We start from the raw sequence: 26,100 nt of genomic DNA on the forward strand, positions 1-26,100 counted from the left end.
CTCCGATGCTTTCGGGCCTCTTCGGGAGGGAGCTCATCTGCTGATAAGCTACAGTATCGGCACGGCGTGGCCAGGGAGGAAAAGGGAAGATTTGCTATCTGCCTGCCGCTGAGAAAATGATAAGGTAATTGGCGTAAAACTTCACCGTGAATTATCCTTGTCGGAGTTGCCGGTTTGCCCATGCGAACCGTGACACTAGCTTCTCTATGTTAATACATAAAGAACACCTTGCAAAGGATGAGCGCCATGAGTGAGAACATCCTGTTTCAGCCTGACAGCGCAGAGAACCGGGAACTTGAGTGGAACGTGCGCCCCCCAGGTTGGCAAAACCCGGTGCCGTCCGGGCGCTACAACCTCGTCGTTGTCGGCGCCGGGACCGCGGGGCTAGTCTGCGCCGCAGGGGCGGCTGCGCTTGGTGCGCGCGTGGCCCTGGTCGAGAGGCTGGCTCTGGGGGGGGACTGCCTGAATGTGGGATGCGTGCCGTCGAAGGCGCTGCTCCGGGCCTCGCGTGCCGTTTTCGATGCGCGCGGAATCGGCGGTTTCGGAGTAGTGGGGGGGGAACGGCTTCAGGCGGATTTCAGCGTGGCGCTAAAGCGTATGCGCGGGCTGAGGGCCGGGATCAGCAGCCATGACTCAGCGCTTCGCTTCCGGGACCAACTGGGGGTAGACGTGTACCTGGGGCAGGGGACGTTCACCGCTGCGGACGCGCTCCATGTCGATGGGGCAACGCTCCGTTTCGCCAAGGCCGCACTCTGCACCGGCGCCCGGGCGGCCATTCCACCCGTACCCGGTCTGGAGGAGTTGGGATGCCTGACCAACGAGACTGTCTTCTCCCTCACCTCGCTTCCGCAAAGGTTCGCTGTCATCGGTTCGGGCCCGGTCGGTTGTGAACTGGCGCAGGCTTTCGCGCGCTTCGGCAGCAAGGTGACCCTGATCGAGCGGGGAGCGGGGATCCTCGCGCGCGAGGACCGGGACGCGGCGGCAATTCTCGAAACCGCCTTCAGGCGCGAGGGGATACAGCTGGAGCTCAGGGCGAAGCTCGTCCGTGCCTGGAGCAGCGGTTCCGAAAAGCGACTTCTCCTGGAGCGGGACGGGGCAGAGTTCGAGGTTGCAGTCGACGCCGTCCTGGTTGGGGCCGGGCGCGCGCCCAACACCGATGGGCTGGGGCTAGAGGCGGCGGGAGTCGAGTTCGACGGAAGCGGCGTCAAGGTGAACGATTTCCTGCAGACCTCGAACCGGCGTATCTATGCCGCCGGAGACATCTGCTCCGCCTATAAATTCACCCACGTAGCCGACGCGCAGGCGAGGGTCGTGATAGAAAACGCCCTTTTCCCCGGCCGGAGGAAGAATTCCGCCCTGACCGTGCCCTGGTGCACCTATACCGACCCCGAGGTGGCGCATGTGGGGATCTACGAAGCGGATGCCGCGGCTCATGGAGTCGAGGTGCGGACCCTCACAATCCCCTTCGCCGAGGTGGACCGCGCCGTCCTGGACGGGGAGACGGAAGGGTTCGCGCGGGTGCATCTGAAAAAAGGAAGCGACACCATACTGGGAGCGACCATCGTGGCGCGCCACGCTGGAGAGATGATAGTCGAGGTCGTCCTTGCCATCGGCGCCGGCTTGGGGCTCTCCGCGATAGGGCGCACTATCCACCCCTACCCCACCCAGGCCGAGAGCCTGAGAAAGCTCGCCGATTCCTACAACCGCGGCAGGTTGACTCCCTCGGTCAAGAAGCTGATGACGGCCTGGCTAGCCTGGCAAAGAAAGTGGTAACCAATCGCCCCTGGATGTGCTAAACAGATGGAGTCGAGATTAAGATTGAGATTGAGTTAAGAAAACCTTTGTCTTCAGGGTAAGGCACCAATCGCTATCTAAAATCAGATTTTATTAATCTTAATCTTTTATCCTCTGTCTCCGGAGTACCTCGCCGCATGAACCTGAAAAAGATCCTCCTCCTCGCCGTTGCCGTCATCTGCGTCTTCCTCTTCTTCTACCTCGATCTGGGGCGTTACCTGACCCTGGAGTCGCTCAAGGCCAACCGGCAGGCGCTCCTCCAGTACTACGCGGCGCACCGGGCTGCCACGGTCGCCGGCTTCATGGCCCTTTACATCCTGCAGACGGCGCTCTCGCTTCCCGGCGCAGCCATCTTGTCGCTGGCGGCAGGCGCCATCTTCGGCTCCCTGGCCGGGACCTGCTACGCCGTCATCGCCGCCACCGTTGGAGCGACGCTCGCTTTCGTGGTGACCCGCTACCTGCTGCGCGACCTCGTGCTCGGCAAGTTCGGACCGAAACTGGAGGGGCTGAACCGGGAGCTGGAAGCACGCGGTTTCAACTACCTGCTCTTTCTTAGGCTGGTGCCGCTGTTCCCGTTCTTCCTGATCAACCTCGCCGCCGGGCTCACTCGCCTCCCCTTGCGCGTCTTCGTCCCGGGGACGCTGATCGGGATCATCCCCGGAGGGTTCGTCTTCGTCAACGCAGGGGCGAGCCTTGCCACCATCGATTCCCTCTCCGACGTCGCCTCTCCCCGGGTGCTAGGCTCCTTTGCCCTTTTGGGACTCTTCGCCCTGGTGCCGGTCATCTACAGTAAGGTGAAAAAGAAAACCGGCTAGCAGTTCTCACTGAATTCCTTGAAACCTGGGTTCCCTCTCCCTGTGGGAGAGGGACAGGGTGATGGTCGATGATCCTTCTACAGTCCTCGGGGGGCGAAAAGCTGCGGGTGCGCAAGCTCCTTTCTACCCCGGCGTTGCCTATCCCATCAGAATCGCTTTCATTAGTCTCTTCCGCCTCCTGCGCGAGGCTGGTTAAGTAGTCCCTCCTTTCTCGACCTCTTTTGACATCCTGCAAGTGTGCGTTTACACTCTCCCAATCTTTGATCGCCACCTCCGCGGAAGGTCCGAGCATGCCCGAAGAAATCCTTGCCACTTTCCAAATAAAACGCCTGAGTGTTCTCAATGAGAACGGCAGCGCCGATTTGTCCCTGATGCCTGAACTTTCGGCCGACGAGATCTGGCGCATGTACCAGCTCATGGTGCTTGCGCGCTGCTTTGACGAGCGTGCCGTCTCCCTGCAGCGGGAGGGGCGACTGGGGACCTATCCTCCGATCCGTGGGCAGGAGGCGGCCCAGGTGGGGAGCGCCTTCGCGCTCAAGGCTAGCGACTGGGTGTTCCCCTCGTTCCGGGAGATGGGGGCGCATCTGACGCTGGGGTACCCCATCCCGCAGCTACTCCAGTACTGGGGAGGGGACGAGCGGGCCCAGAAGACGCCGCCAGATCTAAACATCTTTCCCTTCTGCGTTGCGGTCGGGAGCCAGATCCCGCATGCGGTCGGTGCAGCGCTCGCCATCCGCTACCGCCGGGATCCCGCCGCCGTGGTCGTCTACTTCGGCGACGGTGCGACCTCCAAGGGGGACTTCCACGAGGCGATGAACATGGCCGGGGTGTACCAGCTCCCCGTCGTCTTCATCTGCCAGAACAACCAGTGGGCCATCTCGGTCCCGCTCAAGGGGCAGACGGCGTCGGCATCGCTGGCCCAGAAGGCCCTGGGCTACGGGTTCGAAGGTGTGCAGGTGGACGGCAATGACATCCTGGCCGTCTACCGCGCGACCCTCAACGCGCTGGAAAAGGCCAGAAGCGGCGCAGGTCCCACCTTCCTGGAATGCCTCACCTACCGCATGGCCGACCACACCACGGCTGACGACGCCGGGCGCTACCGCTCGGACGAGGAGGTGGCGCTTTGGAGTGGGCGCGACCCGATTCTCAGGCTGGAGCGTTTTCTGGCGGCAAGCGGCGCCTGGACCCCCGAGCAGGGGAGGGTGGTCAAGGACGAGGCGATTGCGCTGATCGATCGGGCGGTGGGGGAGATGGAGGCGGCACCCCACCCCTCGCCGGCAGAGCTATTCGACGGAGTACTGGCGACGCTCACCCAGCGACAGGCCGAGCAAAGGAAGGGACGCTGACATGGCGCAACTTAACATGGTGCAGGCGATAAACCAGGCTCTCGCCGACGAGATGGCGCGCGACGACCGGGTGGTGCTCCTCGGGGAGGACCTGGGACGCGACGGCGGGGTATTCCGCGTCACCGAGGGGCTCCAGGAGCGCTTCGGGCCGGAGAGGGTGCTGGATACCCCGCTTTGCGAGTCGGCCATCATGGGGGCCGCAGTCGGGATGGCCGCTTACGGGCTGCGCCCGGTGCCGGAGATCCAGTTCATGGGCTTCACCTACTCCGCCTTCGAGCAGCTCTTCGCCCACGCGGCAAGGCTGCGATCGCGCTCCCGCGGGCGTTTCAGCTGCCCGCTGGTGGTCCGCACCCCCTACGGCGGTGGAATCAAGGCGCCGGAACTGCACGAGGAAAGCACGGAGGCCATCTTCTGCCACATCCCCGGGCTCAAGGTGGTGGTGCCGTCGGGTCCCTACAGCGCCAAGGGGCTACTTTTGGCGGCCCTGCGCGACCCGGACCCGGTCCTGTTCCTGGAGCCGACACGGCTCTACCGCATGATTAAGGAAGAGGTGCCGGAAGGGGATTACCAACTGGAACTGGGGAAGGCGCGGTTAGCGCGTAAAGGCTCCGCGGTCACCGTTGTTGCCTGGGGGAGCATGCTGGAGCGGGTGCTTAAGTCGGTCGACGGGTACGACGCCGAAGTCATAGATCTGCTCACCCTGAACCCGCTGGACCTGGAGACCCTGCTTGCTTCGGTTCAAAAGACCGGAAGGGCGGTCATCGTCCACGAGGCGATCAAGACCTGCGGCCTGGGGGCCGAGATAGCCGCGACGCTGGCGGAGGAGGCGATGCTGCACCTGCGCGCGCCGATCCTGAGGGTGACCGCTCCCGACGTGCCGGTGCCCTTGGCGAAGCTCATCGACCAGTACCTTCCGGGTCCCGACCGGATACGGGCGGCGCTGGACGAGGTGCTTAAGTACTGACAAAAACCGGAGCAAACGGCGAAAGGTGGAACACAGAGGGCGCTGAGGTCCACGGAGGCCACAGAGGTTTTCCCGGGGAAAAGCAACGGCTCTCATCACAGAGGAAGGCAAAAGCGATTGGGTAACAAGGGGTTTCTTATGCCTACGGATTTCAAACTCCCCGATCTGGGTGAAGGGATCGCCGAGGTGGAACTGCGCCGCTGGCTGGTGGCTGAAGGGGACGCTGTTGCGGAACATCAGCCGCTGGTGGAGGTGGAGACGGACAAGGCTGTGGTCGAGGTCCCGGCTCCGCGCGCAGGTGTCGTTGCCCGCCTCCACCGCAAGGAGGGGGAGACGGTCCTGGTCGGCGAGACGCTGGTGACTTTCGCCGAGGCAAAGGAGCCGGCCAGGAATGAGCGTGCCGAAGAGGAGCGTAAACCGACGCCGCGTTCCGCCTCGGTCGGCATCGTGGGGTCACTGCCGGAACCGGAGGAGGAGTCTCCCCCGGCGGCGCCTGCCGGGTTCGAGGGGCTGGCGACGCCGATGGTGCGGAAGATGGCCAGGGAGCGGGGTATCGACCTGAAAGGCATCCGGGGGACCGGCCCTCACGGCTGCATCAAGCCCGAGGACCTGGACCAGATGCCACAGGCGGCGCAGAAAGCGAAGCCGGTGCCGGAAGAGGAGGAACGGCTGCCGCTGAGAGGGCTGCGGCGCACCATCGCCCGGAACGTGCTCGCTTCCCAGAGGACCACCGCTTTCGTCACCAGCATGGAAGAGGTCGACATCACGGACATCTGGGAGATGCGGGTGCGGGAGCAGGGGGAGGTGGAGTCCCGGGGCGCGCACCTGACCTTCCTCCCTTTCTTCATCAAGGCGGTCCAGCACGCGCTGCGCGAGCACCCGCTTTTGAACGGCTCTATCGACGACGAGGCGCAGGAGCTGGTGCTGAAGAAGCAGTACCATTTCGGAATCGCTGTGGATACGCCGGAGGGGCTCATGGTCCCGGTGATCCGGGATGTGGACAAGAAGAGCATCATCGAGCTAGCGCAGGCGGTCCAGGAACTCGGCCGCAAGGCGCGCGAGCGAAGCATATCGCTGGAGGAACTGCGCGGGAGTAGTTTCACCATCACCAACTACGGACATTTCGGCGGCACCTTCGCCACCCCCATCATCAACTGGCCCGACATCGCCATCATGGGTTTTGGGCGCATCGTCGAGCGCCCCTGGGTGCATCGGGGCCAGATCGCCATCAGGAAGATCCTGCCGCTGTCGCTCACCTTCGACCATCGCGCCACCGACGGTGCCGATGCAGCGAGGTTCCTGGGGAAGGTACTCCGCTACCTCGAGGACCCCGCGTTGCTTTTTCTGCACAGCGCCTAGGCCAGGCGCCAGGCTGCCGCTTCGCGACCGGCTCCTTAGTAATCCCGGTACCCCATCGCTTTTCTCACCCGTTCCCGCGCCAGCGTGTCCGCCGCCGTCCGCGGCAGGGTCCCCTCGCTAGCCGCCTTCTCAAGGACTCGGGCGGTGTTCTTCCTGATCCGCTCCCTGATCGCGGCGAAGGCCTCCGTCTCGTTCTTCCCTGCGTATTCCATGGCCGCCATGATCACGCCGCCGGCGTTGGCGATGAAATCCGGCACCACCAGGACCCCGCGCTGCTGCAGCCGCTTTTCCGCCTCCGCCGTGGCCGGGATGTTGGCTCCCTGCAGGATAATGCGCGCCTTTATCTTTTCCACGTTCCCGGCGTTGATCACGTCCGGGGCTGCGGCCGGGACCAGTATGTCGCAAGGGACGTCGAAGAGGTCGGCTGCGGCCAGGCGGCTCCCCTTGCCGAACCCCGTGACCGACCCCTGTTGACGCTTTGCCTCGATCAGTTCGCTCACATCGATTCCCGCCGGATCATGGACGGCCCCCTTGGTGTCGGAGGCTGCAACGAGTACGGCCCCTTTGTCGATCAGAAAGCGCGCGGCGGCTTTGCCTACGCTCCCGAACCCCTCGACCGCCACCCTGGCCCCCTTCAGTTCCAGGTTCGCGAAGCGGGCAGCCACCTCAGCGCATTCGGCGACCCCGTAGCCGGTCGCCCCCAGCCGGTCCAGCGGCAGCCCTCCGATCTCCTCGGGAAGCCCCACCGCTCTCCCGGTTTCGTCCAGGATCCACGCCATCGACGTCTCGTCGCAGCCCATGTCGGGGCCGGGGATGTACTCGGTAAGTCCCCTGATCATCCTGGCGAAGACGCGGAAGATCCGCTCCTTGCGTGGATCGGCCGGGTCCGCCACGATGCCGGCCTTGGCGCCGCCGTGTGGAAGCCCCGCGATGGAATTTTTCAATGTCATGGTGCGGGCCAGGCGACGAATCTCCTCGGTAGTGACGGTAGGGGTGACACGGACGCCTCCCACAGCCAGGCCTAGCGCGACGTTGTCGATCACCACGATGCCCCGCACCCCTTCCTTGGGGGAGTACAGTTCTATCACTTTGCACGGTCCGAAGTCGTCAAACAGCATCTCTGGCATAAAAAGCCTCCTCTTTGCTTTTCTCAGCCTGCTTGTAAAACGAACCCGTAAAATCTATCATCCCAACCGGCCGCCGCAATGATTGCACTTGCTTTCTCTGTCAGAGATGCCGGCTGTTCGTTCGAAAGCTCTCTGCCTTGTTGTTTTATAGATGCGAAATGGTACAGTGGGGGGCAGCTTAAATTACGAGGTAGAAAGATGCGTTCCATAACCTGTTCCAGATGCGGCAGAGAGATAGACGCCAGACAACCACAATGCATGTGGTGCGGCGCGCCGCGTCCAAGCTTCGGCGCCAGGGTCAGAGATATGCTGCGCGGAGGTCTCGATGCCGGCTTCGTGGTGCAGGGGATCATCGCCGCCAACGTCGTTTTTTACCTGCTGTCGCTGCTGGTGAGCGGCAGGCGCGGCTTCGACATGAACCCCTTGAGTTTCCTGTCGCCGGACCAGAACAGCTTGCTGCTGCTGGGCGCTACTGGCACCATTCCTGTGCTGGAGTTGGGGCGCGTCTGGAGCCTTATTTCGGCCAACTACCTGCACGGGGGACTGCTGCACATCCTCTTCAACATGATGGCGCTGCGCCAGATCGGCCCCTGGGTGAGCGCCGAGTTCGGCGCGAGCCGCATGTTCGTGATTTACACCTTAAGCGGCGTTGCCGGCTACGTCGCCTCCTTCTTCGCCGGGATCCCCTTCACCATCGGTGCTTCCGCCTCCGTTTGCGGCCTGATCGGAGCCCTTTACTATTTCGGTAAAAGCCGCGGCGGCAATTACGGCGCGGCCGTTTCCCGGGAAGTGAGCGGCTGGCTGATCAGCCTGGTCCTCTTCGGCCTGATCATGCCCGGCATCAACAACTGGGGGCACGGCGGCGGCGTCGTTGGGGGTGTCGTGCTGGCGAAACTCCTGGGGTACCAAGAGGGGAGCCGCGAGAACAGCGCGCACCGCCTGCTCGCGTTGATCTGCCTCGTCGCCACCGTGGCCGTCCTTTGCTACGCTGCCTATTTTTCCCTCGCCTACCGCTTCAGTTGAGCCGCACTAATCCCCCGCACCGGAAAAGGGACAGGCCACTTTTTACCAATGAAAAGTACCCCGTCCCCCTTTTCTTCCGCCGCTCCTCCCATCCGTCTCCTATTGGTTGTGTCTAATGCTCAACTGCTTGTTTGTATGGGCAAATTCCGGTATGGTAAGACCAAAATTTTCGGACGGGAGATCCTGATGAGTGTCCATGAAGTAAACCACCCGCTGGTGAAGCACAAGATCGGCCTGATGCGCGAGGCCGGGATAAGCACCAAGAAGTTCCGCGAGCTCACTTCGGAGATCGCCTCCCTGCTCGCCTACGAGGCCAGCAGGGATTTTCAGATCGAGCCGAGGACCATCACCGGATGGGACGGCAGCAAGGTTGTGATCCAGCAGTTGAAGGGGAAGAAGGTGACGGTGGTCCCGATCCTGCGCGCCGGCATCGGCATGCTGGACGGCGTCCTGGACATGATCCCCAACGCCAAGGTGAGCGTGGTGGGGCTGGCCCGCAACGAGGAGACGCTTGAGGCGCATACCTATTTCGAGAGGTTCGTCGGAAGCCTCGACGAACGCCTTGCACTCATCATCGACCCGATGCTCGCAACCGGCGGTTCCATGGCCGCCACCATAGAGATGCTCAAGAAGAACGGCTGCCTCCAGATCCGCGTCCTGTGCCTCGTCGCCGCTCCGGAAGGGCTGGCGAAGATCACCGCGGCCTACCCCGAGATCGACATCTACGTGGCCGCGATCGACGAGAGGTTGAACGAGCAAGGTTACATCCTCCCCGGGCTGGGGGACGCCGGCGACAAGATCTTCGGCACCAAGTAACGCACCCTGCAATTAAAACGGGGGCGTTTCCTCCCGTATCACTTTCCTAGCGAGGTCAACTGCATGTCAGAAGCAAAAGAACCGGTATGGCGCCAGGCGCTTTCCGGAGCGCAGATCCTTTTTGTCGCGTTCGGGGCGCTGGTGCTGGTGCCGATTCTCACCGGGCTCAACCCGAGCATGGCCCTTCTTGGCGCCGGCGTGGGCACCATCATCTTCCAGATCTGCACCAAGCGCCAAGTCCCCATCTTCTTAGGCTCCTCCTTCGCCTTCATCGCGCCCATCATCTACAGCGTCCAGACCTGGGGGATGCCGGCCACCCTGGGCGGGCTCTTCGCCGCCGGGTGGCTCTACCTCGCGCTCTCCCTGGTGATCTACCTGCGCGGCGCGGATTTCATCCACCGCATCATGCCCCCGGTGGTCGTGGGTCCCATCATCATGGTGATCGGCCTGGGGCTTGCCGGCGTTGCGGTCAACATGGCCATGGGCAAGACCGGTGACGGCAAGGGGGTGCTGGTCGATTACGACACCGCCATCCTGGTGGCGGCGATCTCCCTTGCCACCACCGCCGCGGTTGCCGTGCGCGCCAAGGGGATCTTCCGGCTTTTGCCGGTCCTCTCCGGCGTGGCCGTCGGCTATGTCCTTTCCATCTTCCTGGGGCTGGTCGATTTCACCAAGATTGCCGCGGCCCCCTGGATCGAGGTCCCGACCTTCGTGACCCCCCAGTTCAACTGGGCGGCAATCCTGTTCATGATCCCGGTGGCGCTCGCCCCGGCCATCGAGCATGTCGGCGACGTCGTCGCCATTGGCGCCGTGACCGGCAAGGACTACACCGTGAAGCCCGGCCTGCACCGCACCATGCTCGGCGACGGGCTCGCCGTCTGCACCGCCGCGCTGATCGGAGGCCCCCCCGTCACCACCTATGCAGAGGTAACCGGGGCGGTGATGATCACCCGCTGCTACAACCCGGTCATCATGACCTGGGCCGCCGGCTTCGCCATCGTCATGGCTTTCTTCGGCAAGTTCAACGCCATCCTGCAGTCCATCCCTGTCCCGGTCATGGGGGGTATCATGATGCTCCTCTTCGGCTCCATCGCGTCGGTGGGCCTCAACACCCTGATCCACGCCCAGGTCGACATGCACCGCCCGCGCAACCTGATCATCGTCTCGCTGGTGCTGGTCTTCGGCATCGGAGGGCTGAGCCTCAACGTGGCCGGACAGCACCTGCACGGCGTCTCGCTCTGCGGCATAGCTGCGATTCTGCTCAACCTGGTCCTCCCCAAGGGCGAAGCACTCCCCATGGGGGTCGAGACGGACGAGGCGGAACCGGAGACCGTCCCCTGACATTGATCCTGGCGCGCCGGCCTCTGCCGCCGGCGCGTCAGCGCTTTTCAGCTGCCCACTCTTCGTATCGCCACCCTCTCCCGTGCAACCCGCCTTTCAGTTCGCGTCCCATCTTCCTTGCCCCAGGCAACCATCCGGACAAAGCCGGCAGCAACCGTTCTTCGCAACGAACTCCGAGCATTGCCAATCGTCTCTCGCTCGGTATAATCATATGCGTTAAAATTAATGACTATTAATTTTAACCAGTGCCAGCGTACCCCTGTCGGAGTGTCGAGCGGTCTGGCGGCTGCTACCACATATATAAAAGGAGGTTTTAGATGAAGGGAAACGAAAGGGTGATTGAGCAGTTGAACGTGCGCCTGGCCGAAGAGCTGACTGCCACGAACCAGTACATGGTTCACGCCGAGATGTGCGAGAACTGGGGGTACAAAAGGCTGCACGGAAAGATCAGGGAAAGGGCGATCGTGGAGATGAAACACGCCGAGAAGCTCATCGAGCGGATACTGTTCCTGGAAGGGAGGCCGATCGTCAGCAGGCTGGACCCGATCCATATCGGCGGCGAAATCCCCAAGATGCACCAGTTCGACCACGCCCTGGAGGAGACCGCCATCAAGGGGTACAACGAAAGCATCAGGATTGCCGTGGAGTTGGGGGACAACGGAACCCGCGAACTGTTGCAGTCGATCCTCGATCAGGAAGAGGACCACATAGACGATATCGAGGCGCAACTGGACCAGATAGCCCAGATGGGCGTGCAGAACTACCTCGTCGACCAGGTGGGGTGAAGTCGCCACCTCCTACCCATCGCGGTCGCGGAAAGGGCTCCGGAGTCAAACTCCGGAGCCCTTTCTTTTTCCAAGGCCCAGCGACACGCCTGCGGCATCACCTCTCCCCCAACTCCTTTTCCAGCTCGGCAAGCCTTGCCCGCAGCGCCTTATCCTTCTGCCACTTCGCAGTAACGTCCCGCATCACCGCCGCCGTCCCGGCAACTTTGCCGTCTGCGTCCCTGATGATGGTCATGGAGAATTCGGTGGAAATGCGGCTGCCGTCCTTGCGCAGGGCGGGGGCCGCGAGCAGGTCGGTCTGGTAATGGGTGTAACCGGTTTCCATCACCCTGAAGTACCCCTCCCAGTGGCGGGCGCGCTGGTTCTCCGGGATGAAGATGTCCAGCGACTTCCCTATCGCCTCTTCCGCGGAAAACCCCAGCATGCGCTCGGCTCCACTGTTCCAGAGCCTGATCACCCCTTGCCGGTCGGAGAAGATGATGGCGTCGTTGCACTCTTGCACCAGTTGCCGGTGCAGTTCATGGTCCTCTAATTGGTTCATGGAACACCTCCGGGTGTTTTTAGCAAAGCATATCATCAGTCGCAGCGACAGGCTTTGATTCAGATCAAATAGCGGCAGCTAAACGCATCTGGCAAAAAAAATTTACAGAGACAGTCGTCATGAGCCAACAGTGACGGCGGTGCCCGAAAAACCGTCCGCGTTAGTCTGTGGTTTTCAAGAACGTTGTTTGGTTAAGTAAAAATAATTGTAAACGTCACCGCTAAAGTAGCGGGACAACCTGCCGATACTCCTACCAAAGAGGCGTTGGAAAAGGATTATTCGAGGAGGCCAGATGTTCAAGAACAAACTGATGCACAAAATCCTGTCTATAGTGGGGATAAACCTCTTCATCGGCATCACCATTGTAGGGTGCCTTGCCATCTGGCTGCAGTACCGGTCGAGCATGGAGTTGCAGGCAAAAAACAGCCGTACCATGGAAGCCGTCATTACCGAGGAGGTTGCGGCGTTCATGATGAAAGAGGATATCCAGTCGGTGGCGAACCTGGCGAAGGTGGCCAAGGAGAAGAAGTTCGGCTTCGATGTCCAGATCTTCAACAAGGAAGGAAAGGATACCGTATCCGAGAAGCTGGACCGGCAGGTAGCAGACAGTCTCGCGGCGGGCAAACGGATCGAGATCCGGCAGGTCCTGGACGGGATACACGTGCTTCGTACCGCGGTTCCGCTTGTTAACGAGGAGCGCTGCAAGCAGTGCCACGACGCCTCTGACAAGTATCTTGGGGGGCTGCTGCTCACCTCTTCCATGGAGGAGGGGTACAAGAACGCGATCAGGATGATAGCGATCCTCCTGGCGGCGGGGGTGGCCTTCTTCCTGGGCATGATGCTCTGCATGTACCTCTTCTTCAAGAAGACGGTGGTGCGCGACCTGCTCTTTTTCTCCGAGAAGCTCAAGGACATAGCCGAAGGGGAAGGGGATCTCACCAAGGAGATCCCGGTACGTTCCAACGACGAGATAGGGGACCTGGCGCGGCACATCAACCACCTGGTGCGAAAGCTGAGGGAGACGGTTACGGTCCTCTACGACCTGGCAGAGCACATCTCCATCTCTCTTTGCCACGTCTCGAGTCGGGCGCAAAAAACGGTGGTCTGCTCGGCGGACCAGAAGGACCGTTCCGAGACGGTGGCGGTGGCTACCGAGGAGATGGCCGCCACGCTCAACGTTGTCGCCGGCAACACCCACCAGGCTGCCGGGTTCTCGGCGGAGGTGGACGAGGCGGCCAGTCGCGGGATGTCGGTTGTGGACGATGCCTGCAACAGCATCGTGTCGGTGCGGGAGAACGTGGCGCAGACCCTGGAGACGGTGGGGAAACTCGAATCGTCGTCAGCGCAGATCGGTGACATCATCAACCTGATCGAGGACATAGCGGACCAAACCAAGCTGCTCGCTCTGAACGCGGCCATCGAGGCGGCTCGTGCGGGGGAGCACGGGCGCGGTTTCGCCGTTGTCGCTGACGAGGTGAAGATGCTCTCGGAGAAAACGGCCACCTCCACCAAGGAGATAGCCAAGATAATTACCAACATCCAGGTCGAAAGCCGCGAGGCGGCGCGATCCATCTCGCAGGAGCAGGAGCGGGTGGAAGACGGCGTCTCCAAGTCGCTGGCTGCCAAGGAGTGCCTGGAGAAAATCCTCGGGCTTGCCGGCGAGACGGCGCAGCTGATAAACCAGATAGCGTCGGCCACGGAAGAACAAAGCGCCACCACCAACGAGATCGCCGACAAGATCCACAACGTTTCTGAATCGGCATCTATGGTGCACACAGACATGACTGAGAGCGAAAAGGCGTTCCAAGAACTGACCGGTGTGGCGGAGCAGATCTTCTCCACCGTCGGCAAGTTCAGCGTGGGCAACCGCCATGACGAGATGAAGCGCATGGCATGCGAGCTGCGGGACCGGTTTGTCGAGGCCATAGAAGCCGGGGTCGCTGCCGGGAAGATCACCATGGCGGATATGAGCGACAGGAACTACCGCCCCATCCCGAACACGTCGCCGCAAAAATACAACACCGCATTCGACAGTTTCTTCGACCAGTATGTCTCGCCGCTCCAGGAGGAGATCCTGGCCCGTAACGGCAACGTCTTCTTCGCGATCTGCGTCGACGACCGCGGCTACGTCGCCAGCCACAACCTGCGCTACTCAAAGCCCCTGACCGGCGACCCGGACCTGGACCGGGTGAACAACCGTACCAAGAGGATCTTCAACGACAAGACCGGACTCAAGGCCGCGCAAAACAGCGAGGCGTTCCTGCTGCAGACCTACATGAGGGATACCGGCGAGATCATGAACGACATCTCCACGCCGATAAGCTTCAACAACCGTCACTGGGGTGCCGTGCGCTTGGGCTACCGGGCCGAGGAGTGACGCTCCGCTTTCAGCAGGAATATTTCGAAATAAAACAGGCCGTACCTCCTTGGGGTACGGCCGTTTTTTTAGCAATTGGCCCTTTTGCTGTGCACGATCCTGCCCTTCGGGGGCGCAGTTGTTCTATTTTCGCCGGTTTCAGGCGCCTTTTTCTCCTGATACGGTGTTTGCTGTTTCCGGCATCTGCCGCCGCCGGCGTTCCTGAAAAGAGGCGGGTCCTGAAGCTGGTCTGGTACGGCTTTTACGGCCGCAGGATAGCGCACATTGCGGCCTTTATCGCGGGGCAAAAATGCCATCTCTCGGAGTGAGGCCGGGAAAGCGAACCCTTCGGTATCACGTGACAAACATGGCCGGCAGTTGAACCAACCCCTCTAAGCCACACCCGAAACATTTTTTTATTCTTGACTGAAACAGCGCGTTCAGATTAGATTGCATACTGTATACATCGGATCCCGTGCAATGCTAAGAAGGCGTTAATCAGCTCGACGCGGGTGAGACACTCGATGCAACAGGGCGCAGCTCCCTTGGTTTATTACGCTTGACTCTCATAGTTCTCTTCAGTAGAATCCGGTTCTAATTTTCGCCAGGCACATGCAACCGCGTTGCAGGATCATGAAGCAAAACGATCCGGCGCCGCAGCCAAGCCCTTGTTATACATCAGCTTCGCGGCTGGTTTTTGTCGTAGACACCAAAACAGAACAGGAGGAAGTTATGTCCGAGTACGGCACACTGCAAGACCGGGTACAATGCAAGCAACTTTTGAACAAGGTCATGGCTCCCGAGCAGACCATCGATTTCTTCAAGAACGGGATGAACCTTGGCTGGTCCGGCTTCACCCCGGCCGGTTACCCGAAAGTGGTGCCTATCGCCCTGGCTGACCATGTCGAGAAGAACAACCTGCAGGGCAAGCTGAAATTCAACCTCTTCATCGGTGCTTCCGTCGGCGCCGAGACCGAAGACCGTTGGGCAACTCTGGACATGATCGACCGCCGCTGGCCGTACCAGACCGGCAAGAACATCGCCGCCGGCATCAACGCGGGCCGCATCCGCATGGGCGACAAGCACCTCTCCCTGTTCGCGCAGGACCTGGGCTACGGCTTCTACACCAAGGACTCCGAAAGCGGCAAGCTCGACCTCGCCATCATCGAAGTCTCCGCGATCAAGGAAGACGGCTCCCTGGTGCCGACCTCTTCCTGCGGCGTCATCCCCGAAATCCTGATGATCTGCGACAAGATCATCCTCGAGGTTAACACCGGACAGCCTTCCTTCGAAGGTATCCACGACCTCTTGACCCCGCTCACCCCGCCGAACCGTCAGATCCTGGGGATCACCCACGCCGGCGAGAGGATCGGCTCCACCTCGATCCCGTGCGACCCGAGCAAGGTCGTCGCCGTGGTCGAGTCCAAGCTGCGCGACCAGGGTCGTGCCTTCGCTGAGCAGGACGACACCTCCGAGGCGATTGCAAACCACATCATCGACTTCTTCACCCACGAGGTGAAAGCCGGCCGTCTGCCGAAGAACCTCCTCCCGATCCAGTCGGGCGTAGGCTCCATCGCCAACGCCGTCATCGGCGGCCTCGCCAAGGGCCCCTTCTCCAACCTGACCGTGTACACCGAGGTGCTCCAGGACACCATGCTCGACCTGTTCGATTCCGGCAAGCTCGACGCGGCCTCCTCCTGCTCCCTTTCCCTCTCGGCGACCCCGGGCTTCCCGCGCTTCTTCGAGAACATGGACAAGTACTTCGACAAGATCACCCTGCGTCCGCTCTCCATCTCCAACGCCCCTGAGCCGATTCGTCGTCTGGGGTGCATCGCGATGAACACCCCGGTCGAGATCGACATCTACGCGCACGCAAACTCCACCCTGGTCGGTGGTACCCGCATGATCAACGGCCTGGGTGGCTCGGGCGACTTCTTGAGGAACGGCTTCCTGAAGATGATGCACACCCCGTCCTCCCGTCCGTCGAAGACCGACCCGAACGGTATCTCCTGCGTGGTGCCGCACTGCTCGCACATTGACCACACCGAGCACGACCTCGACTGCGTCATCACCGAGCAGGGCCTGGCCGACCTGCGCGGCATGGCTCCCAAGGAGCGTGCCCGCCGCATCATCGAGAAGTGCGCGCACCCGGACTACAAGGCGCAGCTCACCGAGTACCTCGACATCGCCGAGAAAGAGTGCCTGGCGAAGAAGGTCGGCCACGAGCCGCAGCTTTGGGACCGCGCCTTCAAGATGCACCTCAACCTTGAGAAGAACGGCACCATGAAGCTCAAGAACTGGGACGTCAAGATCGACCTCTGCGAGTAATCGCTCGCAGTTTGAAACAACTGAAAAAGCCCCGCCGGAGTCCGGCGGGGCTTTTTTGCGTCCTGGCGCCTCAGCCGCGTCTGGCCGAGTACTGCCTCATGCTCAGGCTGCTGCCGAGCAGGCGCCTGACGGCAAGAAGCAGGGGACGCGGCTGGCACGGCTTGGCAAGGAAGCTTCCTTCCGGCAGGACCGACCGGCCAGCGTCGACCTCTTCGGGAGGGTAGGCGCTCGTGAAAAGGACCTTGAGATCGGGGTTGCACTTGGCGATGGCGTCGAAGGCGTCGCGGCCGCCCATCCTGGGCATCACCAGGTCCATGATCACCAGCTTGATCTGATCCTGGTGCTTGAGGAACTTTTCCAGCGCTTCGCATCCGTCAGCCGCCTCGATGACCCTGTAGCCGTGCTGCTGCAGCAACTCAGCCGTGACCCTCCTCACCTCCAGCGCATCTTCGGCCACCAGTACGGTTTCGCCGCCGGGGGAGGAGAGGGGATATACGGCCAGCGGAGCCTGAGCGGGTTCTTCGATCTCCTGCAGCAGGGGGAGATGGATCAGGAAGCAGGCCCCTTTCCCGGGAGAGCTTTCCACTTCGATAAAGCCACCGCTTTGCTGCACGATCCCCTGGACGATGGCGAGTCCCAGACCGGTTCCCTGCCCGGCTTCCTTGGTTGTGAAGAAAGGCTCGAAAAGCCTCCCCCGTGTCTCCTCGTCCATCCCCCTCCCCGTGTCCCGGACCGAGAGCCTCGCGTAACGCCCGGCGGACTTGGCGCCTGGCGACCTGGTGGAGTCGCAGGAGAGCTCCACTACAGCAGTCTCTATGGTAAGGATGCCGGCGTTGTTCATGGCGTCGCGGGCGTTGGTGGCCAGGTTCATCACAACCTGGTCCAGGTGCCCTGGGTCGGCGAGGACCGTGGGCGCCTCGTCGCAAAGCGAGACCCTGAGTTCGATCTGCCGGGAGATGAGCCGCCCCAAAAGCCTCTCCATCTGCCCGACGATCCGGTTCAGGTCCACCGCCTGGGGGTTGGCCGCCTGGTTCCTGCCGAAGGCGAGCAGATCCCGGGTGAGGTAGGTGGCGCGCTCTGAGGCGTTTAGCACCTCGTCGAGGTACTGGAAGGGGATGCTGTCGGCAACGAGGTTCGCTTGTGCCAGGCTTGCGAAGCCGATTATGGCGGTCAGCAGGTTGTTGAAGTCGTGTGCCACGCCGCTTGCGAATTCCCCCATCGCCTCCCTCTTCTGCGACTGCCGCAACTGCTCCGTTATCCGTCTCTCGTTGTCGACATGGATGGCGTTGCTGATGCTGATCCCTATTACCGGCGCCACCCCCATCAAAATGCTCAGGTCGCTGCCGACCAGGGGCCTCTTGCTGCGCACGTTGTCCATTGCCAGGACCCCTAGCGGTTCACCTTCGCAGACAATGGCGCAGCAGATAAAGGACCTGGTCCCCATCTGCTGCGCGAATTGGACGCTGTGGGCGGAATGCAGCGCGGCCACCTCGGCGAAGTCGTTGATGAGGAAAGGTTTCTGTTCCGTGAAGCAGGTGGCGAAGACCCCACGCGAGTTCGGTTTGTCCAGGTTGAAACAGGCGTCCTGCAGCACGCTCAGCTGGGACTCGTCGTAACCGAATCCGACCCGGAACTTCAGTTTGCTCCGCTGGGCGTCGGAAAGAAGGATCATCCCCCTGTCGTAACCGAGCCTCATTTCCAGCACGGCTACGATGTCTTCGAGCAGCCGCTCCTGGCCGGCCCGTTTGCTGAGCGCCTGGCCGACTTCGTTGACCAGCAGGGCGTTCTGGTAGTTGGTGGTCGTCTGTTCCAGTAGTTCGTCCGTCGATTCTTTGAGGTTCACCAGCGCCGCACGCAGTTCACGTTTCTCCAGGTGCGAGGCCAGGTGGCTCAAGGCGAAGAAGAAGGCGAGAAACAGCGGGCCGAGCGACAGGGCCGACCAGGGGGAGGGGGAATGGAAACCGACGGCGGCTGCGACCATCGCAGCCGTGAGCCAGTTCCGAGTGGTGCGCAGCCGTCGCGGCAGCCTGTTGCGCCAGGAGATGACGTAGCGGCAGCAGGCGCCTCCCTTGAAGCTGCACTCGGGATGTTCGATCAGGGGAGATTCGCAGTTGAAGCTCGCCAGCATCGCCTCGAAGAAGCCGATGCGGTTTTCGCACTGGAAGGCGCTTTCCCTCACCCCGGGAAGAGCGGTGACAGTGATCTCCACCTTGTTCTTGGCGATCTTCCTGCATTCGAAACGTGAGGATTTGGTGAAGTTGGAGCTGGATTTATTAATGCTGAAAAAGGCGTCGCCGGGGCCGACGAGCCCAAGGACGTACTTCCCTATGAAGCCGAGCGAGTCGCGGGAGGCGGCGTATCTTCCCCCCTCGCGCGCGATGCCGGGATTCCCAGTCAGCTGCACCAACCGCTCGTTGAACCGGTCCACCTGGGACTGGGTGAACCAGTAGGCGGCATCGGTCACGTGGTACGGGCTTATATCTGCGTACTCCAGGATGTCGGCGGGGTCCACCTCTTGGTACCTGTTCTTGAGCAGATTGAGGTAGGTGAGCAGTATCCTGCTGTTGTATAGCTGCTTTTTCGTCATGGGGATGGGCTCCATCAGTGTGCTGCTGCTGGATCCGGGGTCCGGATGTGGGGTGGGCTGTCTCATTAAGAAAATGGCGCTGTGCAAGTTACAACGTATTGCGCCGCCGCGCAAGCGTTCTGTGTACTTAAATAGCGGGAATGAATGAAGATTAACCGCGACCGGTTAGTCGCGCGCCTTGGGGTGGGCCTTGTCGTAGACCTCCATCAGCTTGTCGATGCTGACGTGGGTGTACTTCTGGGTGGTGGAGAGGGAGGCGTGTCCCAAGAGCTCCTGGATAGCGCGCAGATCGGCGCCTCCTTCCAAGAGGTGGGTCGCGAAGGTGTGGCGCAGGGTGTGCGGGGAGACCTTGCGCATGGTGGCGATGAGAAGCATGTGGGCGTCGACTATGCGTGCCACGCTGCGCCGGGTGAGCCGTCCCCCGCGGGCGTTCAGGATCAGCGGCTCGGATGAGCCAGGGTTGCCGCGCTCGGCAAGATAGGCGGCCAGGGCGCTTCTGGCGCAGGAGCCGACCGGGACCAGCCGCTCCTTCCCCCCTTTGCCCAGGACCCGGGCGAGACCGGCTGCAAGATCCATGTCCCCGACGTTCATGCCGGTCAACTCGCTCACCCTGATGCCGCAGGAGTAAAGCGTCTCCAAAACGGCGCGGTCGCGAAGCGGCAGGGGGGAATCCCCTTGCGGCGCCGTAACCAGTGCGCTTACCTGGTCGATGTTCAGATGGAAGGGGAGCTTTTTTTCCTTCTTCGGGGTACTCACGAGTTCAGCCGGGTTTTTCTCCAGCTTCCCTTCGCGTATTAGGAACCGGTACAGCGCCCTGATCGCGGCGAGCTTGCGGCCGATGGAGCTTTTGGCGCATACCTTGTGCAACTGCGCCAGGTAGCGCCTGATGGTGAGGTGGTCGACCTCCTCGGCACGAGGCTCCTCAAGGTCTTTGGCAAGGAAGGCGCGGAACTGCTCCAGGTCGCTTTTATAGGCGGCGACCGTGTGGGGGGAGACGTTGCGTTCGGTCTCCAGGTAGCTATAGAATTGCTCCAGTTCAGCTTTCATGGTATGGAATCTTACTCATGAAACCCCAGCTTGACAACGAATTTCCGGAGGAGCGATGTACCAGGTTGCGGTAGAGAAGGTGGGTGATTACCGGCGGGAGTTGGTCCAGGAAGGGGTGGCCCGGCTCCTGGCCCGCCTGGGCGGGATGGAGCGCTTCGTGAAGCCCGGCGAACGGGTTCTGATCAAGCCGAACCTCCTTGCCGCGAAGCCTCCCGAGGCCGCCGTCACCACGCACCCGGAACTGCTGCGGGCCGTGATCCGGCAGGTGCAGCTGGCGGGGGGAGTGGCGCTGGTCGGGGATTCGCCGGGAATAGGAAGCGCCGTCAAGGTCGCCAAGCGCTCGGGGCTGCTGCCGGTGATCGAGGAGACCGGGGCCGAGTTCGTCCCATTCGAGCAGACCCGCGAGGTTCCGGGCCTGGGACTCTACCGGCGCTTCGAGCTCGCCGCCCCCTACCTTGAGGCGGACCGCCTGATCAACCTCCCCAAGCTGAAAACGCACGAGATGATGACCATGACCTGCTGCGTCAAGAACCTCTTCGGCGCCATTGTGGGGACGCAGAAGGCCGCCTGGCACCTGAAGGCGGGTGCGGACAAGGATCTCTTCGCCAGGATGCTCTTGGAGGTGTACCGGCTGCGCGAACCGGACCTGAACATCGTGGACGCCATAGTCGGCATGGAGGGAAACGGCCCGGGAAGTGGCGACCCCTGCCAGGTCGGCCTCCTTCTGGCGGGGGAGAACGCCGTCGCCGTGGACCTCGTGGCAGCGGAGATAGCCGGCATCCCCAAAAAGCTCCTCTACGTGGAGAACGCGGCGCGCCGGATGAAGCTTCCCGGAGCCGAGCGCTCCGAGGTGGAATATCTTGGGCTTCAATCTAATGAAGTCCCCTACCGCAGCTTCAGACTACCCCACCTGTCAGACGTGCAGTTCGGCCTTCCCGGGTTCCTGAAGCACCGGCTCAGAAACCAGCTCACCTCTCGGCCCGAGGTGGTGGAGGGGGCGTGCCGGCTCTGCGAGATCTGCGTCAGGGCTTGTCCTCCTGGGGCGATCAGGGTCGAGGGGGGGAGGCTGCGCTTCGATTACCGTCGCTGCATACGCTGTTTTTGCTGCCGGGAACTCTGCCCGCATGCGGCGCTGAGGCTCAGGGACGGCTGGCTTCTTTCGCTAATAAAAAAGAGCGGCACCTCCCTTTAATTCACCCTGGGGGCGGGTTGACATTGAAGAACGCGAGTATTATATTTGCAGCATCCTCCGGGAACCACACAGCGAGGGATGAAAATCCACCAGGGAAAAGGAGACATCAGATATGTGGACCAATTTCTATATGATTCGCCCCGTAACCCACTGCAAAGAGGGTTGCCCTAGTCAGCCCGCCGGATAACACCGGCGGGCGTTCCCCAAAAAGCCCCCCGCCCTACCGGCAGGGGGCTTTTTCATTTCCCCACCCAGCTTCCCGCTTCTGCCGGGCATTTAACCTGGCACCGACGAGCCCGCAGCCACCGCCCCTGCGCATTTGCCACAAGTCCATTCCCTCATATCCGGCAGGAAACGGTAACCTGCGCCGTGCCCCCCCCTCAAGCGCAACCCCCTCGCGACAGCGTCAAAAGCCCCTTTGAATTGACAACTCCTCTGAATTCCGCTATTCTGCGCACCTGTGCGTTCGGCCGCGGTACAACCCCGTAAATAGGTATTGAATGATCAAAGCGACCCTCATCATACTGTCACTGCTGTTCTCTACCACCGCTTTCGCAGCGCCCGCCAGCTCGGCCGCCGACGAGCGCCACCTGGCCCGGGCCATGCAGGTCGCCTCCAACTCCTCCGACGTCGCGCTCTCCAAAGGACTCGGCCTCACCCCCTCGGATTTCTCCGACGATGAAGATTTCAGCGATGATTCCCAGGATTACGACCTCAAACTGCCGGAGATGGAACTTCCCGACTCCGATATCCCGCTTACCTTCAACACCAAGGTGGACTACTTCGTCCGCTACTTCCAGGGGCCGGCTCGTCCGGTCTTCGCCAAGTGGCTCTCCCGGAGCGAGCGCTACATCCCGATGATGAAGACGGTGCTGAAGAAGGAAGGGCTCCCCGAGGACCTGGTCTATCTGGCGATGATCGAGAGCGGTTTCATGACGCACGCGGTCTCGGTGGCGAGCGCGGTCGGTCCCTGGCAGTTCATGCCCCAGACGGGGAAACGTTACGCGCTCAGGATCGACCCCTGGATCGACGAGAGGCGCGATCCCTTGAAGGCGACGGTTGCCGCGGCGCTCTACCTTAAAGAGCTTTACGCGCTCTTCAACAACGACTGGTACCTGGCAGCCGCAGGGTACAACGCGGGAGAAAACAAGATCCTGCGCGCCATCAACATGTACAACACCCGCGACTTCTGGGAGATCTCCAAGGGGAGCTATCTGGCCCGGGAGACCAAGGACTACGTCCCGAAACTCTTGGCCGCCGCCATCATCGCCAAGGAACCAGCCAAGCACGGCTTTGCCGACGTTGCCTACCTTCCCCCAATCGAGTTCGACGTGGTGAAGATCCCGTCGCGCACCGACCTCGAGGTCGTGGCCAAGGCCTGCGGTGTCGAGGTGCAGGCCATACGCGACTTGAACCCCGCGCTGCGCCGCGGCTCGACCCCCCCGGACTACCCGGGATACCAGCTGAAGGTTCCCAAAGGGACGGCAGTCGTCTTCGAGGTCGAGTACGCCAAGATCCCCGAGTCCGAGCGCTACACCGAGAAGGTGAAGCACGTGCGCTACCGCGCCAAGAAAAAGGACACCCTGATCTCCATTGCCAGACGCTTCAAGACCACCCCGCAGGCCATAGCCGAGTTGAACGACCTGGGGCGCAAGAAGGCCGCCAAGCTCCACGGACGGATGCTGACCGTCCCGGTCCAGGTCGCGGCGCGGGTAGAGGAGAAGCCGGCGCCGGCCGCGGCGGAGCCAAAGGAGCTGCACAAGTACTACACCGTGAAGAAGGGTGACACCCTGGCTTCCCTGGCAAAACGGTTCAACGTCACGGCTCGGGTGCTCTCGGCCTGGAACAACCTGAAGACCAGGGTGGCGCTGAAGCCCGGCAAGCGCATCATCGTTGCCAAGTACCAAAAGGGCGCCCCGGGCAGGGATTCGGGCTAGACCCGCACGCCGACCTCCACATTCAACAATCACCCCTCAAGCAGCACGAAAGGACAAGCCATACCATGTACAACCTTCTCATCTCCGCAGGCGCGGCCGTGGCCGTTTTTCTCATCGTCTCCCTCTCCGCAGGTTTCCAGTACTGGTGGGCCGCAGGTCTTGCCGCGCTGCTGGTCTTTCTGGGGAGCTTCCTCGTCATCTCCCGCATCGTCACCAAGAAGCTCGAGGCGATCATGGAACCTGCCATGAAGGACATCCAGGCCCAGCGCTTCGAGAAGGGGATCCGCGATCTGAAGAGCGCGCTGCGCTTCGGCAAGTGGCAGATCTACGTGGAGAGCCAGATCAACTCCGCCATCGGCATGGTCTACTTCGTGAGACGCGACTTCTCGACGGCGTTTCCCTACCTGGAGAAGGGCTTCTTCAAGAACTGGGTCACCATGGGGATGCTCGCCGTCACCTACATGAAGCGCAACAAGCACGACAAGATGAAGGAGACCTTCGACAAGGCGCTTATGGGCTCGCCCAAGGAGTCGCTCCTCTACGCCCTCTACGCCTACTGCCTCAACGAGATCGGGGAGACGGTGAAGGGGTGCGAGGTGCTGGCCAAGGGGGTATCCAAGCTCCCGGGGGACGAGAACCTGAAGCAGAACCTGGAGCTTCTGCGCGAAGGGAAGAAGATGAAGATGAAGGGGTACGGCGAGATGTGGCTGCAGTTCCACCTGGAAAGCCTCGGCACCATCCAGAAGCAGCAGATGGCCGCGATGGGCGGAAGGCGGCGTATCATAAGAAAATAACTTGTCAACTGTGGCGAAACATGCCATATTGGGTCGTTTTTAAGACGGGCGTCATGCTCGTCTTTTTATTTTAGGCGTCGAAGTAAGAGGAGCTGCAACCCATGCAGGAGAAGATCAGAAACATAGCGATCATCGCACACGTCGACCACGGCAAGACCACCCTGGTGGACGCGATGCTTAAGCAGTCCGGCGTATTCAGAGAAAACGAGGCGATCACCGAGAGGGTGATGGATTCCAACGACCTGGAGAAGGAGCGCGGCATCACCATCCTCGCCAAGAACCTCTCCATCCACCACGGCGACTACAAGATCAACATCGTGGACACCCCGGGGCACGCGGACTTCGGCGGCGAAGTCGAGCGCGTGTTGAAGATGGTCGACTCGGTGCTTTTGCTGGTGGACGCCCTCGACGGCCCGATGCCGCAGACCCGCTTCGTACTCAAGAAGTCGCTCGACCTGGGGCTTAAGCCGATCGTCGTGATCAACAAGGTCGACCGTCCCGGTGCCCGCCCCGCAGAGGTGGTGGACATGGTGTTCGACCTTTTCTGCGAACTGCAGGCCTCCGACGCCCAGCTCGACTTCGCCATCTGCTACACCAGCGCCAAGATGGGCTACGCCATGCGGGAGATGGAGCAGCCCTCCGAGAACATGGAGCCGCTCTTCGAGCTGATCAAGGAGAACGTCCATCCCCCCGAAGGGGACGCGACCGCTCCCTTCCAGCTCCTGGTCACCAACATCGACTATAACGATTACATCGGCCGCATCGCCACCGGGAAGATCTTCAACGGCAAGGTGAGCTCCGGCGAGACCGTCGCCCTTATAAAGCGCGACGGCGCCATCTCCAAAGCGCGCGTCACCAAGCTCCTGGGATACGAGGGGCTGAAGCAGGTCGAGATTGCCGAGGCCTTTACCGGGGACATCGTCACCATCGCGGGCTTCACCGAGGTTGGTATCGGCGAGACCCTCGCCGCGGCCGACAACCCGATTCCGCTTCCCTACGTTGCCATCGACGAGCCAACCCTGTCCATGAACTTCATCGTCAACTCCTCCCCCTTCGCCGGGCGCGAGGGGAAGCTGGTGACCTCCAGGAACATCCGCGAGCGCCTGGACCGGGAGCTTAGGACCAACGTGTCGCTGCGGGTATCCGATACCTCCAACGCCGACACCTTCCAGGTCTCGGGCCGCGGTGAGCTGCACCTCTCCATCCTGATCGAGAACATGCGCCGCGAAGGGTTCGAAATGGCGGTTTCGAAGCCTGAGGTCATCATGCGCATGGTGAACGGCGTGCGCCACGAGCCGATGGAATACCTGGTGGTGGACGTCCCCGCCGAGTACCAGGGCGCCATAATCGAGCGCATGGGCCCCCGCAAGGGTGAGATGGCAGCCATGACGCCTATGGGCGACACCATCCGTCTCGAGTTCATCGTCCCAGCCCGTGGCCTGATCGGCTTGAGGGGGGAGTTCCTCACCGAGACCCGCGGCACCGCGGTGATCACCCACACCTTCCACGAGTACGCCCCCTACAAAGGGGAGATCCCGGGGAGGAAGAACGGCGTCTTGATCGCCATGGAGCAGGGCGAGACCACCGCCTACTCGCTCGATGCGCTGCAGCCGCGCGGCATCCTGTTCCTCGGCGCAGGGGTGGAAGTATACGGCGGCATGATCGTCGGGCAGCACGCCAAAGACAACGACCTTGAGGTGAACCCCTGCAAGGGGAAGAAGCTCACCAACGTGCGCGCCTCCGGCTCCGACGACGCCATCAAGCTCACCCCTCCCAGGGTCCTCACTCTGGAGCAGGCGCTCGAGTTCATCGACGAGGACGAGCTGGTCGAGGTCACCCCGGTGTCGATCCGCCTCAGGAAAAAGGTGCTCGACCCCACCATGCGCAAGCGCGCCAACCGCAGCTAAAACAAGAGGTCCCCGGGACGTGAGCCGTCCCGGGGACTTTG

At 61.8% G+C, this 26,100-nt stretch carries 19 protein-coding genes; 15 read left to right on the forward strand and 4 right to left on the reverse strand.

The genetic code is table 11. The features are described from left to right. The first annotated feature begins 246 nt into the window (after nt 1-246). The 5 genes from GEOBRER4_RS02300 (at nt 247) to GEOBRER4_RS02320 (ending at nt 6,278) form a co-directional block, all read left to right on the forward strand. Nucleotides 247-1,773: a mercuric reductase gene (locus tag GEOBRER4_RS02300; RefSeq protein ID WP_185244064.1), complete on the forward strand. Its 1,527-nt coding sequence runs from the start codon at nt 247-249 to the stop codon at nt 1,771-1,773. 158 nt (nt 1,774-1,931) lie between these two features. Continuing rightward, on the forward strand, nt 1,932-2,609 hold the full coding sequence (locus tag GEOBRER4_RS02305; protein WP_185244065.1) for a TVP38/TMEM64 family protein: 678 nt from the start codon (nt 1,932-1,934) through the stop codon (nt 2,607-2,609). A 290-nt stretch (nt 2,610-2,899) separates the two neighbouring features. Further along, a complete protein-coding gene (gene pdhA / locus GEOBRER4_RS02310) occupies nt 2,900-3,955 on the forward strand; it encodes a pyruvate dehydrogenase (acetyl-transferring) E1 component subunit alpha (RefSeq protein WP_185244066.1) in 1,056 nt (351 codons plus the stop codon). 1 nt (nt 3,956) lies between these two features. Then, nucleotides 3,957-4,919, forward strand: a complete 963-nt coding sequence (locus GEOBRER4_RS02315; protein WP_185244067.1) for an alpha-ketoacid dehydrogenase subunit beta — start codon at nt 3,957-3,959, stop codon at nt 4,917-4,919. 138 nt (nt 4,920-5,057) lie between these two features. After that, complete coding sequence (locus GEOBRER4_RS02320) at nt 5,058-6,278, forward strand: dihydrolipoamide acetyltransferase family protein (protein WP_185244068.1); 1,221 nt, start codon at nt 5,058-5,060, stop codon at nt 6,276-6,278. 35 nt (nt 6,279-6,313) lie between these two features. On the opposite strand, the gene GEOBRER4_RS02325 is transcribed toward GEOBRER4_RS02320, so the two are convergent. Then, on the reverse strand, nt 6,314-7,405 hold the full coding sequence (locus GEOBRER4_RS02325; RefSeq protein ID WP_185244069.1) for a Glu/Leu/Phe/Val family dehydrogenase: 1,092 nt from the start codon (nt 7,403-7,405) through the stop codon (nt 6,314-6,316). A gap of 198 nt (nt 7,406-7,603) precedes the next feature. Between GEOBRER4_RS02325 and GEOBRER4_RS02330 the strand changes: the two genes are divergently transcribed. The 4 genes from GEOBRER4_RS02330 to bfr all read left to right on the forward strand — a co-directional run bounded on the left by GEOBRER4_RS02330 (nt 7,604) and on the right by bfr (nt 11,370). Continuing rightward, complete coding sequence (locus GEOBRER4_RS02330; protein WP_185244070.1) at nt 7,604-8,428, forward strand: rhomboid family intramembrane serine protease; 825 nt, start codon at nt 7,604-7,606, stop codon at nt 8,426-8,428. A 186-nt stretch (nt 8,429-8,614) separates the two neighbouring features. Then, on the forward strand, nt 8,615-9,244 hold the full coding sequence (gene upp / locus GEOBRER4_RS02335) for a uracil phosphoribosyltransferase (RefSeq protein WP_185244071.1): 630 nt from the start codon (nt 8,615-8,617) through the stop codon (nt 9,242-9,244). A 63-nt stretch (nt 9,245-9,307) separates the two neighbouring features. Beyond that, nucleotides 9,308-10,585 (forward strand): uracil-xanthine permease family protein, encoded by a 1,278-nt coding sequence (locus GEOBRER4_RS02340; RefSeq protein WP_185244072.1) that lies wholly within the window; start codon nt 9,308-9,310, stop codon nt 10,583-10,585. A gap of 317 nt (nt 10,586-10,902) precedes the next feature. After that, on the forward strand, nt 10,903-11,370 hold the full coding sequence (bfr, locus tag GEOBRER4_RS02345) for a bacterioferritin (RefSeq protein WP_185244073.1): 468 nt from the start codon (nt 10,903-10,905) through the stop codon (nt 11,368-11,370). 97 nt (nt 11,371-11,467) lie between these two features. On the opposite strand, the gene GEOBRER4_RS02350 is transcribed toward bfr, so the two are convergent. After that, entirely contained in the window at nt 11,468-11,911 is a 444-nt protein-coding gene (locus GEOBRER4_RS02350) for a PAS domain-containing protein (RefSeq protein WP_185244074.1), read from the reverse strand. A 292-nt stretch (nt 11,912-12,203) separates the two neighbouring features. On the opposite strand from GEOBRER4_RS02350, the gene GEOBRER4_RS02355 reads away from it, so the two are divergent. Both GEOBRER4_RS02355 and GEOBRER4_RS02360 read left to right on the forward strand, forming a co-directional pair. Continuing rightward, nucleotides 12,204-14,288: a methyl-accepting chemotaxis protein gene (locus GEOBRER4_RS02355; protein WP_185244075.1), complete on the forward strand. Its 2,085-nt coding sequence runs from the start codon at nt 12,204-12,206 to the stop codon at nt 14,286-14,288. Between the two features lie 711 nt (nt 14,289-14,999). After that, nucleotides 15,000-16,595, forward strand: a complete 1,596-nt coding sequence (locus GEOBRER4_RS02360; RefSeq protein ID WP_185244076.1) for an acetyl-CoA hydrolase/transferase C-terminal domain-containing protein — start codon at nt 15,000-15,002, stop codon at nt 16,593-16,595. A gap of 70 nt (nt 16,596-16,665) precedes the next feature. Here the strand turns inward: GEOBRER4_RS02360 and GEOBRER4_RS02365 are convergent, their stop codons facing one another. Next, nucleotides 16,666-19,182: an ATP-binding protein gene (locus GEOBRER4_RS02365; RefSeq protein WP_185244077.1), complete on the reverse strand. Its 2,517-nt coding sequence runs from the start codon at nt 19,180-19,182 to the stop codon at nt 16,666-16,668. Nucleotides 19,183-19,347: 165 nt separating this feature from the next. After that, nucleotides 19,348-20,229 carry a tyrosine recombinase XerC gene (gene xerC, locus GEOBRER4_RS02370; RefSeq protein ID WP_185244078.1) on the reverse strand — a complete coding sequence of 294 codons (882 nt, stop codon included), beginning with the start codon at nt 20,227-20,229 and terminating at the stop codon, nt 19,348-19,350. Nucleotides 20,230-20,284: 55 nt separating this feature from the next. On the opposite strand from xerC, the gene GEOBRER4_RS02375 reads away from it, so the two are divergent. The 4 genes from GEOBRER4_RS02375 (at nt 20,285) to typA (ending at nt 26,059) form a co-directional block, all read left to right on the forward strand. Continuing rightward, nucleotides 20,285-21,421 (forward strand): DUF362 domain-containing protein, encoded by a 1,137-nt coding sequence (locus tag GEOBRER4_RS02375; protein ID WP_185244079.1) that lies wholly within the window; start codon nt 20,285-20,287, stop codon nt 21,419-21,421. 500 nt (nt 21,422-21,921) lie between these two features. Continuing rightward, nucleotides 21,922-23,358, forward strand: coding sequence for a lytic transglycosylase domain-containing protein (locus tag GEOBRER4_RS02380; protein WP_185244080.1), 1,437 nt, complete (start codon nt 21,922-21,924; stop codon nt 23,356-23,358). 65 nt (nt 23,359-23,423) lie between these two features. Then, complete coding sequence (locus tag GEOBRER4_RS02385) at nt 23,424-24,152, forward strand: tetratricopeptide repeat protein (RefSeq protein WP_185244081.1); 729 nt, start codon at nt 23,424-23,426, stop codon at nt 24,150-24,152. 101 nt (nt 24,153-24,253) lie between these two features. Then, the gene (gene typA / locus GEOBRER4_RS02390; protein ID WP_085814031.1) at nt 24,254-26,059 is read left to right on the forward strand and encodes a translational GTPase TypA; all 1,806 of its coding nucleotides are present in this window, start codon (nt 24,254-24,256) and stop codon (nt 26,057-26,059) included. The last annotated feature ends 41 nt before the right edge of the window (nt 26,060-26,100 follow it).

The sequence above is a fragment of the Citrifermentans bremense genome, assembly GCF_014218275.1.
Lineage (GTDB): Bacteria > Desulfobacterota > Desulfuromonadia > Geobacterales > Geobacteraceae > Geomonas > Geomonas pelophila.